General features: G+C 50.2%; 14 protein-coding genes. 12 read left to right on the top strand and 2 right to left on the bottom strand.

Going from position 1 to position 14,267, the window contains the following annotated elements; genetic code table 11:
• The first annotated feature begins 12 nt into the window (after positions 1-12).
• The 3 genes from WCN91_RS09015 to WCN91_RS09005 all read left to right on the top strand — a co-directional run bounded on the left by WCN91_RS09015 (position 13) and on the right by WCN91_RS09005 (position 1,898).
• Positions 13-1,095: a phosphotransferase enzyme family protein gene (locus WCN91_RS09015; protein ID WP_342678280.1), complete on the top strand. Its 1,083-nt coding sequence runs from the start codon at positions 13-15 to the stop codon at positions 1,093-1,095.
• Positions 1,096-1,199: 104 nt separating this feature from the next.
• Positions 1,200-1,400 carry a twin-arginine translocation signal domain-containing protein gene (locus WCN91_RS09010; protein ID WP_342678279.1) on the top strand — a complete coding sequence of 67 codons (201 nt, stop codon included), beginning with the start codon at positions 1,200-1,202 and terminating at the stop codon, positions 1,398-1,400.
• 258 nt (positions 1,401-1,658) lie between these two features.
• Complete coding sequence (locus tag WCN91_RS09005) at positions 1,659-1,898, top strand: hypothetical protein (RefSeq protein ID WP_342678277.1); 240 nt, start codon at positions 1,659-1,661, stop codon at positions 1,896-1,898.
• Positions 1,899-1,911: 13 nt separating this feature from the next.
• Here the strand turns inward: WCN91_RS09005 and WCN91_RS09000 are convergent, their stop codons facing one another.
• Positions 1,912-2,172 carry a YfhL family 4Fe-4S dicluster ferredoxin gene (locus WCN91_RS09000; protein ID WP_342678276.1) on the bottom strand — a complete coding sequence of 87 codons (261 nt, stop codon included), beginning with the start codon at positions 2,170-2,172 and terminating at the stop codon, positions 1,912-1,914.
• 530 nt (positions 2,173-2,702) lie between these two features.
• Here WCN91_RS09000 and WCN91_RS08995 point away from each other — a divergent pair.
• Positions 2,703-3,572 (top strand): kinase, encoded by an 870-nt coding sequence (locus WCN91_RS08995; protein ID WP_342678275.1) that lies wholly within the window; start codon positions 2,703-2,705, stop codon positions 3,570-3,572.
• Between the two features lie 2 nt (positions 3,573-3,574).
• On the opposite strand, the gene trhP is transcribed toward WCN91_RS08995, so the two are convergent.
• Positions 3,575-4,921: a prephenate-dependent tRNA uridine(34) hydroxylase TrhP gene (gene trhP, locus WCN91_RS08990; RefSeq protein WP_342678274.1), complete on the bottom strand. Its 1,347-nt coding sequence runs from the start codon at positions 4,919-4,921 to the stop codon at positions 3,575-3,577.
• 287 nt (positions 4,922-5,208) lie between these two features.
• On the opposite strand from trhP, the gene ndk reads away from it, so the two are divergent.
• The 8 genes from ndk (at position 5,209) to bamB (ending at position 14,264) form a co-directional block, all read left to right on the top strand.
• Positions 5,209-5,640, top strand: a complete 432-nt coding sequence (ndk, locus tag WCN91_RS08985; RefSeq protein WP_105200219.1) for a nucleoside-diphosphate kinase — start codon at positions 5,209-5,211, stop codon at positions 5,638-5,640.
• Positions 5,641-5,809: 169 nt separating this feature from the next.
• Positions 5,810-6,940: a dual-specificity RNA methyltransferase RlmN gene (rlmN, locus tag WCN91_RS08980; RefSeq protein ID WP_342678271.1), complete on the top strand. Its 1,131-nt coding sequence runs from the start codon at positions 5,810-5,812 to the stop codon at positions 6,938-6,940.
• A 92-nt stretch (positions 6,941-7,032) separates the two neighbouring features.
• Positions 7,033-8,985 carry a type IV pilus biogenesis/stability protein PilW gene (pilW, locus tag WCN91_RS08975; protein ID WP_342678269.1) on the top strand — a complete coding sequence of 651 codons (1,953 nt, stop codon included), beginning with the start codon at positions 7,033-7,035 and terminating at the stop codon, positions 8,983-8,985.
• A complete protein-coding gene (locus WCN91_RS08970) occupies positions 8,982-9,914 on the top strand; it encodes a RodZ domain-containing protein (protein ID WP_342678267.1) in 933 nt (310 codons plus the stop codon). Before pilW ends, WCN91_RS08970 begins: the two co-directional genes overlap by 4 nt.
• Before the next feature lie 5 nt (positions 9,915-9,919).
• Entirely contained in the window at positions 9,920-11,038 is a 1,119-nt protein-coding gene (gene ispG, locus WCN91_RS08965; RefSeq protein WP_342678265.1) for a flavodoxin-dependent (E)-4-hydroxy-3-methylbut-2-enyl-diphosphate synthase, read from the top strand.
• A gap of 110 nt (positions 11,039-11,148) precedes the next feature.
• Entirely contained in the window at positions 11,149-12,423 is a 1,275-nt protein-coding gene (hisS, locus tag WCN91_RS08960; protein ID WP_342678263.1) for a histidine--tRNA ligase, read from the top strand.
• A gap of 21 nt (positions 12,424-12,444) precedes the next feature.
• Positions 12,445-13,080 (top strand): YfgM family protein, encoded by a 636-nt coding sequence (locus tag WCN91_RS08955; RefSeq protein WP_342678403.1) that lies wholly within the window; start codon positions 12,445-12,447, stop codon positions 13,078-13,080.
• 11 nt (positions 13,081-13,091) lie between these two features.
• Entirely contained in the window at positions 13,092-14,264 is a 1,173-nt protein-coding gene (gene bamB / locus WCN91_RS08950) for an outer membrane protein assembly factor BamB (RefSeq protein ID WP_342678261.1), read from the top strand.
• The last annotated feature ends 3 nt before the right edge of the window (positions 14,265-14,267 follow it).

Below are 14,267 nucleotides of genomic sequence, written 5' to 3'. Positions count from 1 at the left end.
AAGAATACACCTATGAATACAGACTATTATGTGCAGCTGTTAGCGCAGCAATTTGGCTTTATGCCACCACTGAGCTTAAAGGCCATAGGTAATGGCCATATCAATACCACCATGTTGTTAAGTCACCAAGGCGGCAGTGTGGTGGTGCAAAAGCTCAATACTCAAGTCTTTCCTGAGCCCGAACAACTAGTCGCCAATGCCCGTAAAATTGAGCAGCACCTAGCGCAAAAGCAGCAGGCAAGTCAGTATGACTTGGAAGTGATCAAGCATGTTCCCAGTCAAGATGACGCGTTTTTGGTAAGCATTGAGGGTGAGCATTGGCGCGCCTTGGAGTTTATTGGCAATAGCCGCAGTGAAGAAGTGGTGCGCTCGCCCTTGCAGGCTCAGGTTGCGGCCAGTGCCTTTGGTCGCTTTGCCGCCGCGCTGCAAGATTTCGATGCCGAGTCCCTGTATCCGGTGATCAAAGATTTTCACAATCTAGCCATGCGTATGGAGATGCTGGAGCAGGCTGTGCAAGCTGATAAGCTCGGCCGTGTTAAAGAAGTGCAGCAACTGCTGGATTTTTGTCGCGACCAAGCTTTCTTAATTGATGAGGTCGCCGCGGTTAGTGCACAAATTCCTCTGCGCCCTTGTCATAACGACACCAAAATTAACAATATGCTGTTTTGCGACAAGCAGGGTACATCAGAGCCAAGGGCTAAAGCCGTTATCGATCTCGACACCTGTATGCCCGGCTACTGGTTATTCGACTTTGGCGACATGGTGCGCACCTTCTGCTCGCCGGAAGAAGAAGACAGTATTAACCTAGCAAATGTGCGGGTGCGTGAAGAAATCTTTGCCGCTTTGGTTAAGGGTTACATTGAGCCGCTTAAGGCGCACATTACCGCCGAGGAAAAGGCCAGCTTCTGGCTTGGCGCTTGTGTGATGCCCTTTATGATAGGTGTGCGTTTTCTTACCGACTATATCGACGGCGACCATTATTTCAGCATTAAGCACGACCGCCATAATCTCGATAGAGCCAATAATCAGTTTGCCCTGTATCGCAGCATACTGGCGCAACAAGACAGACTTAAGCCTTTGATCGATAATGCTTAAACTACAGACCCAGCAAATAGCTGGGTTTTTTATCGCTGCCATTTGCCATTAATCTTGTCCCCTTTGCCTGCCCTTACTCTTTGCGCTAGCGTGCTAGACAAGGTATGACTAAGGAACAAGTAATGAAACAACTCAACAGACGCGATTTTTTAAAGGCGGCGGGCGCTGTGGCTGGTGCTGCCTGGTCGGTAATTTCGCCCTTGTCGGCGCAATCCGTGGCTAATCGCAGTGAGTCCATCACGATCCCTGATTTCACCCGCGGCGCCTGGCGCAGCGCCACCCCTCTAGGCATAGTAGGTTCGTAGGCCGGAGTTCAACCCGACAAATATGCAAAATTGCCACCTTGTCGGCACAGAGCACCAACCCACAAAATCATATTTCTAGATGGATGAGGATAAGCGTCCGGCATTGGACACAGAGGTGTCCATTCGCGGACGCTATTTGTGTGGTGAAAATAGAAGTATGTTTTCAGGCTGTTGAATTTTAAGGTTATTTTATTTTTGCTGGGTCGTTGATAGTAACTAAGAGACATTTACTTACTAGCTTGAACCAAGGATACCATTATGAAATACCTACATGCTGCCATAGTTTCCAGTCTACTGTTAATGAGTTCACTGACCCATGCCAATACCCTGGTGCAGGAAGTGGAGCAGGCCATTAAGCAGACCACCCAAGAGGCGTTAGCCCAGTTAGTAGCGGCGCAGAAAAAAGCCATACAAGACTCGCTCACCCAGGTGTTGTTGCAGCCAACGAAGGCGCTACCGAGTGACAAACAAGCCGATGCAAAGCCTGCTAAGGAATAATCCATGGCGGTAGTTAGCTGGGCTCGTCGCCCTGTGTCAGTAACACATATTTATCGGCGAGCTCAGCGAGTGTTTCCTTATGCTCGGGATCCGGCTTAATACAGTCGATGGGGCATACACTCACACAGGTGGGGTTATCGTAATGGCCGACGCATTCGGTGCATTTACTCGGCTCTATTTGATAAATCTCCGCACCCATATAAATGGCGTCATTCGGACACTCGGGTTCGCACATATCGCAGTTAATGCATTTTTCGTTGATCAGTAATGCCATATTTTTACCCCTCAAATTCAGGTGCGCGATGGTACATAAAATCCCCCTGTGACTCACTAGGGTCTGTTGACCTTTGTTGTTTGTTTCTGCAGCAGTTTGTAGTGAATTTATACAAGACGGCACATGTGTAGTGTAGTTATTCTACATAAACATGTAACAACACAGTAGAAATGCGCTACAAGCGCTGCCCTACGGGTTCATCTAAACGCATCCTGCTCTGTGTTGCTCGCTATGAACATAGAATGACTATGCATCATAACGAGCGTCGTGATCAGAATGCGTTTAGATTGAACATAAAGTAAACCGCAAAGATAAACAGACCCTAGCCAAGGTGGGGCTAATTCGCCTTATTTTGATCTAAAACAAAGAATACTTGATGTGCAACGCCGCTCCGGTGGGCTCATTATTGCACCAAGCTAGTGCCGAACTTCAAGGTGGAGTAAATAAGCCTCTGTTTTATAATGTACTTATATATTGGCCCAGGGTATGCACTGAGGCTAAGTAGGTAATCATTTAGGCAGAGGACAAAGGTGGATACAGCGGCATTTTTATCTCGTCATAAACTGACACCTCAGTATGGGGCACAGATCGTTGACTACTTTGCGCCCTTGGCGCAGCAAATTAGTGCTACCAAAAAGTCGGGGCGGGCACTGTTTGTGACTATCAACGGCGCCCAAGGCTCAGGTAAAAGCACTCTGGCGGATTATCTCGCCTGCCACCTGCGCGAAGAAGGCGGCCTAAATGTCTGCGCCTGTTCTTTGGATGATTTTTATTATTCCCAGACTCAGCGCAAGGAACTGGCGCAGCGGGTGCATCCCTTATTGGCGACCCGGGGCGTGCCCGGAACACATGATATCGCCCGCTTGCACAGGCTGGTGGATGAGGTGCGCCAGGGGCAAGCGCCACTGAGCGTGCCGCGCTTTAATAAGGCGATGGACGAGCCTAGTGATCCCGGTGAGTGGCAGCACTTCTCGCGCCCCATTGATGTGCTTATTATTGAAGGCTGGTGTGTGGGCACACCACCACAAAGCGAAGAGGCCTTGCAGGTGCCAATTAATGTCCTTGAGCAAGAGCTAGATGCGGATGGCCGCTGGCGGCGCTATGTGAATACTTGCCTGGCACAGGATTATCAGCCGGTATTTGCCGATGCCGATATCAGTATTATGCTGAAGGCGCCAAGTTTCGATGCGGTGCTGACCTGGCGCTGGCAGCAGGAGCAAAAACTAATTGCCCGCGTCGGTCATACGGCTCATACCATGAGTAAGGCGCAAGTCGCTGATTTTATAAGCTACTTTGAGCGCCTTACCCGTCATGCTCTGGCCCAGTTACCACACCGCACTCAGGTGGTGCTGGAGCTGGATTTAGAGCGCCGTATTACCGCCTATCACAATGCCCTCTAGTCTTAAGTAGGGAAGGGGTTGCGAGTGTCCTGACCCGGCGCTAAGTTGCGCAGCAGAATGGCCTTGTCCAGGTCGATATCCTCAGGTAATGGAATACGAACTATATGGCCCGAGCCCTTGGCGTCGTCTATGCTTTCGCCTTTTTTGTTTTCCATATGCTCAAGGTTAAAGTTGATATTGCCCTGTGGCGTCATCAGCTCTAACGAATGGCCGGTGCAGAACTTGTTTTTCACATCGATTTCCACCAGACCATTGTTGGTGCGTCCTAACACCTCACCGACAAACTGCTGCGAGTCGGAAACCGAATGGCCATAATCATAGTTTTGATAATCCTGGTGGGCATGGCGCTTTAAGAAGCCTTCGGTATAGCCACGGTGTGCCAGATGCTCCAGGCTCTTCATCAGCGTTGGGTCGAAGGGCTTGCCGGCTACCGCATCGTCGATGGCGCGGCGATAAACCTGAGCAGTGCGCGCCACGTAATAGAAGGACTTGGTGCGCCCTTCTATCTTCAAGCTGTGCACACCCATGCGGGTCAGCGCATCCACATATTGCACCGCGCGCAGGTCCTTGGAGTTCATTATGTAGGTGCCGTGCTCGTCTTCAAAGGCGGGCATGTATTCCCCCGGGCGACCTTGCTCTTCGAGCATAAAGACTTCCTTGGTTGGCTCACCCAGGCCCAGAGTAGGGTCAATCTTGTGCACCACATCACCGGTTTCGGTTTCTTCGCCGGGTTTGACATCATAGCTCCAGCGACAGGCGTTGGTGCAGGTGCCCTGGTTCGGGTCGCGCTTGTTGATATAACCGCTGAGCAGGCAACGCCCAGAATAGGCCATACACAGGGCGCCGTGCACAAACACTTCCAGTTCAGTATTGGGGCAAAGCTCGCGGATCTCACCAATTTCTTCCAATGATAATTCCCGGGATAAGATCACCCGCTCTATGCCTTGCTTAGCCCAGAACAGCACGCTGGCATAGTTCACCGCATTGGCCTGTACGCTCAAATGAATAGGCATATCCGGCCATTTTTCTTTTACCAGCATGATAAGCCCGGGATCGGACATGATCAGCGCATCCGGCTTCATGGCGATAACCGGCTCGATATCACGCAAATAGGTTTTTACCTTGGCATTGTGCGGCGCAATATTAGACACCACGTAAAGCTTCTTGTTTTGCGCGTGAGCTTCATTGATCCCTAGCTCCAAATTGGCCAGATTAAATTCGTTGTTGCGCACCCTTAGGCTGTATCTGGGTTGTCCGGCGTACACCGCATCGGCGCCATAGGCAAAGGCGTAGCGCATGTTTTTTAGGCTGCCCGCCGGGCTAAGTAATTCTGGGGTAAAGATAGACATGGTTAAATCCTTGGCTGAGTCCGAGTCAACTGGAGATTGAGTCTCTGGGATAAAAAATAGCGGCGGATTCTAGCGTGTGTGCACGGTGTTGGTTTTGATTTGGATCAGGGTTTGGTTGTACCGAAAGTTCACGCCTATGCGGGTCAAGGAGATGACTTAGCCAAAGTGTCACAAAATCATGTTAGCCTCGGGGCGGTCACAATGTAGTAGGATTTTCACGCTAAAGCGCGTATAATTCGCGCCCGGTAAAGTTTAACACTTAAATTTAACGTTATTTGGAGCAACACATGGCTTTAGAGCGCACTTTCTCTATCGTTAAGCCTGATGCGGTAGCTAAAAACCACATCGGTGCAATCTACAACCGTTTCGAGTCTGCTGGTCTTAAGATCGTAGCATCTAAAATGGTTCACCTTTCACAAGAGCAAGCTGAAGGCTTCTACGCTGAGCACAAAGAGCGTCCTTTCTTTGGTGCCCTTGTTTCTTTTATGACTTCTGGCCCAGTAATGGTTCAGGTTCTTGAAGGTGAAGATGCAGTACGTAAAAACCGCGAAATCATGGGTGCTACTAACCCAGCTGAAGCGGCTGCAGGTACTCTACGTGCTGACTACGCTGACAGCATCGACGAGAACGCGGTACACGGTTCAGACGCTCCTGAGTCTGCTGCTCGCGAAATCGCTTACTTCTTCGCTGAAGAAGAAATCTGCCCACGTACTCGTTAATTTCGAGTTTTAAGCAGAACCAGGGAAGGGCCTTCAGGCCCTTTTCTTGTCTCAATGCAATTCCTTAGTTTATTTGCTCTGCGCTGAGTGAACTAAGAAATTGCTATAATGGTTAAATTGTGTACAATTGCCGCCTTCATTTTATCCGTCACCTGATAGAGGTTTATTCATGGCCACGACTGAGAAAAAAATCAATTTACTCGATTTTAATCGCCAAGGTATGCGCGACTATTTTGCATCCATTGGTGAAAAGCCGTTTCGTGCCGATCAGGTGATGAAGTGGATCTATCATTTCGGCATAGATAACTTTGAAGAAATGAGCAATCTTAACAAGAAGCTAAAGGCTCGCCTGCAAGCCGAATGTGAAATTCGTGCGCCGGAGATCACGGTTAAACAACCTTCTAGCGACGGTACCATCAAGTATGCACTTATCCTTGATGGTGGTCAGGAAGTTGAAACCGTGTGGATCCCGGAAAAAGACCGCGCCACCTTGTGTGTGTCGTCTCAGGTTGGTTGTGCCCTTGAGTGTACCTTCTGCTCGACCGCGCAGCAGGGTTTTAACCGTAACCTTAAGGTGTCGGAGATCATCGGCCAGGTGTGGCGTGTGGCCAAAGATATCGGCCTGCATGGCGATAGTACCCGTCGTCCTATTACCAATGTGGTAATGATGGGCATGGGTGAGCCGCTGCTTAACCTTAAAAACGTGGTGCCAGCCATGGAGCTGATGATGGACGATTGGGCCTTTGGCCTGTCAAAACGCCGCGTTACCCTGAGCACTTCGGGTGTGGTACCAGCTTTGGATCTGCTTAAAGAGCAAATCGACGTGGCTCTGGCTATTTCCTTGCATGCACCGAACAACCCATTGCGTGATGAGTTGGTGCCTATCAATAAAAAGTATCCTATTGAAGAATTCCTGGCCGCGTGCCGTCGTTATATCGACGGTTCTAAAGCAAATAAGGAAGTCACGGTAGAGTACGTGATGCTGCAAGAAGTAAACGACAGCACTGATCACGCCCATGAGTTGGTGCAAACCCTAAAAGGCACGCCTTCTAAGGTGAACTTGATCCCATTCAACCCCTTCCCGGGCAATGATTATGGTCGTTCAAGTAACTCACGTATCGACCGCTTCTCTAAGGTACTGCAAGCCGCTGGGATCACCACTATAGTCAGACGTACCCGAGGCGATGATATCGATGCTGCCTGTGGTCAGCTGGTGGGTGATGTGGTTGATAGAACCAAGCGACTGGCCAAACGCCAGGAACGAGAAAAGAACGCTATCGCGGTCAACGTCTCTCAGTAATATAAAAATAAGCCCTTTTTTCAAAAAATAGATGAAACAAAAGGGCTTTTCGGTAATGATAGGTGCAATAACGGAACAAACGAGGCTCAGCCATGCGCAAGCTGTTAGCGACCAGTATTAGTCTACTCGCCCTGGGAGGGTGTGTAACTGAAAGCACTTATGTGGGCAGCGACAAGCCCGTTGTCGAGAAGAAAATCAATAACGTAGAAGCCGCCCGTACCCGAATTTCTCTAGCTTTAAACTACCTTTCTCAAGGCGATAGCACCCAAGCAAAATATAATCTAGAACGTGCCGCCAAATTCGCCCCGGAACTGCCAGAAGTACATTACTCCATTGCTTATTACTACCAGCAGGTTGGTGAGAAACAAAGAGCCAAAGATGCGTATGAAAAGGCACTCAGCATAGAGCCGAACGATCCTAACACCCTAAATAACTACGGGGTGTTTTTATGTGATATCGGTGAGTATGAGCTAGCCGTTGATAAGTTTATGGCTGCTATAGAGGTGCCTAGTTACCTGCGCGTAGCGGAAAGTTATGAAAACCTGGCGCTGTGTGCGTTGGAATTTAATAAGTTCGATGCCGCTGAGTCCTTCTTAGAAGACTCCCTGCAGCACAGCTCATTACGCCCATCAAGCCTGTTGAATCTGGCGGCGGTAAAATATGCTAAAAGTGACTTCCATAATGCCCAACAGGTGTTAAAGCGCTATGAGCGTACCGGTCGAGTTACGTCTCGCTCTTTACTGCTTGGTTATTTGATTCAAGATCGCATGGGTCATATTGAAGATGCCCGCAAGCTCTCTGAAACCATTACCGTGACTTATCCCTCATCAATCGAAGCACGCATTATTCGCGAGCAGCGTTACAGTGCCAGTGAGTTTGAACGCTTACGCGATCAATATCGCCGCTATAAGCTCAGCGAGCTGCAAGAGGGTATGGAAGACAATCATATTGTTGCCAAGCCTAAGATTAAGGTAGTGAAGAAAAAGGCCAGTGCTGAATCAGAAGCCAGTGACGTGGTTTTAACTGCGGCCGCACCCGCGGCGGAATTTGTTGAGACCCCAGTTGCCTCTGTAGCGGACGAGACAGCTGCTGAAGTGACTGCTGAAGTCGTAGATACAGTGGCAGAGCAAACTGATGTTAAGGCTGAAGCCGAGCCTTCAACCGAATCAGCAGAGCTTGAGGCGGTAGCTCAGGAAGCCGAGACAGCACTTGAAACCCTACCTGAAACTCTTGATGAGGTAGCAGAAGAAGCTGCGGCTGAATCTAGCGTCGTTGAAAATCAGGCCAGCGAACAAATGGCGGCTGTTGCAACGACAAGCGAGCAAACAACAGAAGCGGCTAATGAGTTGGTATCTGAGCCTGCGGCATCGGCGCAGAGTGCAGAGCAAGAGTTGGTGTCAGAAGTTAAGCCTTCGACCGAGCTGTCAGCGGAGCCTGCGAGCGAGAAGTCTGACGAATCGAGCCTAACTACACTTGCCGAGCAAAAGGATCAATTACAGTCCGAGTTGGCCCGTGAGTTTGCCTCAATACAGTTAGCTGAGAATGTTACCGCAGAAGATCAGCCGGAAGATAAGGATATGAGCGAACAGCTTGTTGCTAACAGTGCAGAGCTTGAAGAAGCCGCTGAATCGAATGAACAGGTCGAAGATATGAGTCCTGCAGCTGAGGAAGTGACATCAAAGGCCAAGGTGGTTGAGCAAATGGCCGTCGCCAATACCGCAAGCAAAAAAGAAATTCCTTACCATGTGATACAAAGAGGCGAAAACCTGTTCAGCATTTCGACCCGCTACAATATTCGTTTAAGCTCGCTGCGTAAGTGGAATAATCTCGCCAGTGCCGATCACGTGCAAGTTGGCCGTAAAATTTACTTACAGCAAGTGCACAATTATCATACCGTAGTCGGTGGTGACACCCTGTCTGAGATTTCCTTGAAATACAATGTGCGCATGGAAAAGCTGATGGAGTGGAACTTGCTTGAAGAAAACAGCAAATTGGTTCCCGGCGATAAAATTTATATAGCAGATCCTAAGAACTATAGATTATGAGTGACAGTGGTGAAGTAGCACAGCAAGGCGAAGAAGGATCAGCCGCTATTGCCATAGGCAAGCAGTTAGCAGGTGCTAGGGAACAACAAGGGTTAAGCCAGGAGCAACTGGCGCGCAAGCTCAATCTTACGGTGCGCAAGCTCGATGATTTAGAGCAAGGGCGTTTCGCTCGTCTGGGTGCCACTATTTTTGTGCGTGGCTATATCAAGGCCTACTGTAAGGTGCTGGCTTTGGACTCGGCTCCCTTGTTGGCCGCTATTGAGCCAGAACCTCAGGCGCAAGAGCAGGCAAGTATGCAAAGCTTCTCGCGCCGCACCGAAAAAGAAGCGCACGACAACCGTTTGATGCTTTTCAGTTATGCCATTCTCGCCATTATTCTAGGTTCATCCCTGTTCTGGTGGTGGCAAGACAGTGACGAGCCGGTTGTGGAAAGCACGCCCTTGGTCGCGGATATAGTAGCGGCCCCGGCCCCGGAGTCTGAGCAGCAAGATCTAGTTGATGAGAGCTTGGAGAGCTTGCAAAAGCAAGAGTCTGAGCAAGCCCAACAGCTAAATCCGCAACAAGGTATCACTGAGTCCTCTGATAAAGTCGATAACCCGCAGCTTAACCAGGATATTGCGCAAGTCGACCAGGTCGACACTGGCGAACAGATGCTCCCACAGGAGGCGCCCCTGGCCGCCGGTGAGCAAAGAGTTGTTATGCGCTTTAGCGGCGAATGCTGGGTTGAAGTGCAGGATGCCAAGGGAAAACGCTTGGCCTATGACATTAAACAAGCGGGGCAAGAGTTAGAGCTAGTTGGTTTGGCGCCCTTTGCGGTCACCCTGGGCAAGCATGATGTGGTTAGCATCAGCGTCAATGGGCAAGCCGTGGATATTTCGCATTTTCCACAAAACCGTTTAGCTAAATTTTCATTACCGTTAACAGAGTAAGTAGTATGTTTTCAGAGTCACCAATCAAACGCCGCAAGTCTACGCGTATTTATGTTGGCGATGTGCCGATTGGCGATGGCGCGCCCATTGCCGTGCAATCCATGACCAATACCGACACCATGGATGTTGATGCCACGGTGAAGCAAATTCAGGATATCGCCCAGGCCGGTGCTGATATTGTGCGTGTATCCGTGCCTACCATGGCGGCCGCTGAAGCATTTAAAAGCATTAAAGAGCAGGTCGACATTCCCCTGGTCACAGATATTCACTTCGACTACCGTATCGCCTTGAAAGTGGCGGAATACGGTGCCGATTGTTTGCGTATTAACCCGGGTAATATCGGCAGTGAAGACAGGATCCGTGCCGTGGTTGATGCCGCCGGCGCCCGTAATATTCCTATTCGTATCGGTGTAAATGGTGGCTCCTTAGAGCGTGACTTGCAGGAAAAATATGGCGAGCCTACGCCCGAGGCGCTGTTGGAGTCGGCCATGCGTCATGTTGAAATTCTCCAGCGCCTTAACTTCGACCAGTTCAAGGTATCGGTTAAGGCCTCCGACGTATTCCTTGCGGTAGGCGCTTATCGCCTGCTGGCTAAAGAGATAGATCAACCCCTGCATTTGGGTATTACCGAAGCCGGCGGTTTCCGCTCCGGTTCGGTTAAATCCGCGGTGGGCCTGGGCATGTTATTGGCTGAGGGCATTGGTGATACCTTACGCGTATCCCTTGCCGCCGATCCTGTGCAAGAGATCAAAGTGGGTTTCGATATCCTCAAATCCCTGCGTATTCGTTCGCGCGGCATTAACTTTATTGCCTGCCCGAGCTGCTCTCGCCAAGAGTTTGATGTGGTCAGCACCATGAATCAGCTGGAAGAGCGCCTGGAAGATGTGATCACGCCAATGACAGTATCTGTGATCGGTTGTGTTGTGAACGGCCCAGGCGAAGCCCTGGTCAGCGATATCGGTCTGGCCGGTGCCAACCGTCGTTCAGGCTTGTATATCAATGGTGAGCGTCAAAAGACCCGCATCGACAACGATCATATCGTTGAGCAGCTGGAGCAGCATGTGCGCGACTACCTTGCCAAGCAGGAACAACAGCAGCCAATCGACATTAAATTAGTTGATTAAGGCCGGCGCCAGTACTTGGTGGTAGCGGCGCAATCAGGCTATAATAGCGCGCTTTATCGACGCTTTTTCACGGGCTCAGCGCAGCCTACAACAGAATTTTGGGATTATCAGTGGCAAAACAAATTCAAGCAGTTCGCGGCATGAACGACACCCTTCCGGGCGACACTCAGGTATGGCAAAAAGTGGAAGACACTTTGCGTCAATGTGTGGCTTCATTTGGTTATCAAGAAATCCGTTTCCCCATTGTTGAGTCAACCGAGCTGTTTAAGCGTTCTATCGGTGAAGTAACCGATATCGTTGAAAAAGAAATGTATACCTTTGAGGATCGCAACGGCGACAGCCTGACATTGCGCCCAGAAGGTACGGCTGTGTGTGTACGTGCCGGTAACGAAAATGGCCTGCTGTACAACCAGGAACAGCGCCTTTGGTATATGGGCCCTATGTTCCGTCACGAGCGTCCGCAAAAAGGCCGTTACCGTCAGTTCCACCAGTTCGGTCTGGAAGTATTTGGTATTGCCAGTGCCGATATTGATGCCGAAGTGATCATGCTGACGGCGCAGCTATGGCAGCAATTCGGTATCAGTGAGCATGTGCGCCTGGAGCTGAACTCATTAGGTTCAAATGAAGCGCGCGCCGCCTACCGTGATGCCCTTGTGGCTTATCTTGAGCTGCATGAAGACAAGCTGGACGAAGACTCCAAGCGTCGTATGCACTCAAATCCACTGCGCGTTTTGGACAGCAAAAACCCGGACGTACAAGCCATCTTGGTTGATGCGCCTAAACTGTCTGAGCACCTGGATGAAGAATCACGCGCCCATTTCGCTAATTTGTGTGAACGATTAGACGCTGCGGGTATCGAATACCAGGTTAACGAAAAGTTGGTTCGTGGTCTGGATTATTATAACCGTACCGTGTTTGAATGGGTCACCGAGAGCCTGGGCGCTCAGGGTACCGTTTGTGCCGGTGGTCGTTACGATGGTCTGGTTGAGCAACTAGGCGGTAAGGCCACACCTGCGGTCGGTTTTGCCATGGGTATGGAGCGCTTAGTATTGCTACTTCAAGCACTTGAATGTGTTGGCGAAATACGCCGCAACGCCGATGTGTATGTAGCAGCCATGGGTGAGCAGGCCAGCATTCAAGCCCCGGTAATCGCCTCTAAGCTGCGCGCCGACGTACCTGGCCTGCGTGTCTTGGTACATGCCGGTGGCGGCAACTTTAAGAAACAATTAAAACGTGCTGATAAAAGCGGTGCCGAAGTGGCATTGATTTTAGGCGAAGATGAACTCAACCAAGGTGTGGTAACTGTGAAATACCTACGCGAAGAAAAACCGCAGTTAACACTGGCCTTGGATGAAATTACCCAGCTGTTGGCTGACATGATTTAGACCCAAGTCTAAGAGGTAATGATGGAAATTTATTCAACAGAAGAACAACAAGCAGAAGCGATTAAAGGCTTTTTTAAAGAACACGGCGTATCTATCGCCCTTGGTATTGTTATCGGCCTGGGCGGCTTATACGGCTGGAAAGCCTATAACCAGCACCAGATCGGCAGCGCCGAAGAAGCTTCGGATGCATTCAATCTGGTAGCACAAAGCACAGAAGTTGAAGGTGCCGATGTAATAGCTCAAAGCGAAACCCTGATGCAGCAGCATGAAGGTTCAAGCTATGCGGTATTGGCTGCTTTTGTTGCCGCCAAAGAAGCGGTAGATGCGCAGCAACTTGATGTAGCCGCAGAAAAGCTAACCTGGGCACAACAACATGCCTCGACGAAAGAGCTAAAAGCCATTGCCAGCACGCGTTTAGCGCGAGTGCAACTGGCACAGCAAAACTATGATGCAGCCTTAGCAACTCTGGGCAGTGAATTACCGACAAGCTATGAGGCCGCCGTGGCCGAGCTTAAGGGTGATATCTATCTTGCTCAAGGCGATAAAGAGCAGGCGCGTATTGCTTATCAAAGCGCTGCGGATAAAGGCGGCTTAGAAAGCAACCCGCTATTACAGGTTAAACTGGACGATTTGGCAGCACTAACGCCAGCTGCGTAGGGAGCGGGTAAATGAAAAAGGTTACTCTTGCAGGGATTGCCTTATGTATGGCGACCTTGGCGGGTTGTTCGTCAAACGACGAAGAAGAGTTGGTATTACCAGAAATTAATAACCAGTTCGAAACCCAGATAGTATGGCAAGAAACGGTAGGCGACGGCGTTGAGCATTATTTCTCACGTTTACAGCCCGCCTTTTATAAAGACAGAGTGTTTGTAGCCGCGCGTAACGGTGAGGTTGAAGCCTTATCCTTGGTAGATGGCGATACTCTGTGGCAAACGGATGTGCGTGAAGACTCAGGCTTCTGGCCTTGGTCAAACGAAGAAAGCGCTAAGCTTTCCGGTGGCATCTTACAGGCCTATGGCAAGATCTTTATCGGTTCTGAGCATGGTCAGGTAGTGGCGCTGGATCGCGAAACCGGTGAGCTGGTTTGGCGTAAAAGCGTACCCGGCGAGGCGCTATCGCGACCTGCAGCAGGTGATGGCTTAATCTATGTCAACCTGGGCTCAGGTCAACTACTGGCATTGCACCCGGATACAGGTGAAGAGCGCTGGCGCTATGAGCAAGAAGTGCCGCCGTTAACACTGCGCGGTTTAAGCTCGCCAACGGTTGCCAATGGTGGTGTGCTGGTAGGTGAAGAAACCGGTAAATTGACCGTGTTGATCGCCGACAGTGGCTTCGCCGCCTGGCAAGCCGAAGTTGCACAGCCTAAAGGTGCTTCCGAGTTTGAGCGTTTGGTTGATGTTGATACCGAGCCCAAGGTCAGTGGTGCCATGGTTTATACCCTGGCCTACAATGGTAACTTGGCGGCGGTGGATATCCGCTCCGGCAACGTCGTATGGAAGCGTGAATACAGCAGCTATCGCGAATTCAGCATAGTTGGCGACACCATTTATGTGGTCGACAGCGACGGTGTTATCTACGCTTTGGATAAGAACTCAGGTATTGAACGCTGGTCGCAAGCGGCTTTACGCGGTTGGTATATTACCGGTCCTGCGGTATTGGGCAACTACCTGGCGGTGGGTGACCAAGAAGGCAACCTGCACTGGCTTGACCGCAACAGCGGTGAGTTGGTAGCGCGTCATGAATTTGATGACTCGGGCTTTTATGTTGAGCCCATTCTTGCCAATGACCGTTTGATTGTTATCACTCGTGACGGTGAAGTCAGCGCCATTAAAGCGCAATAATTT

The organism is Pseudoalteromonas qingdaonensis (assembly GCF_038739665.1).
Taxonomy (GTDB): domain Bacteria; phylum Pseudomonadota; class Gammaproteobacteria; order Enterobacterales; family Alteromonadaceae; genus Pseudoalteromonas; species Pseudoalteromonas qingdaonensis.
This window is presented reverse-complemented; position numbering and strand designations above follow the sequence as displayed.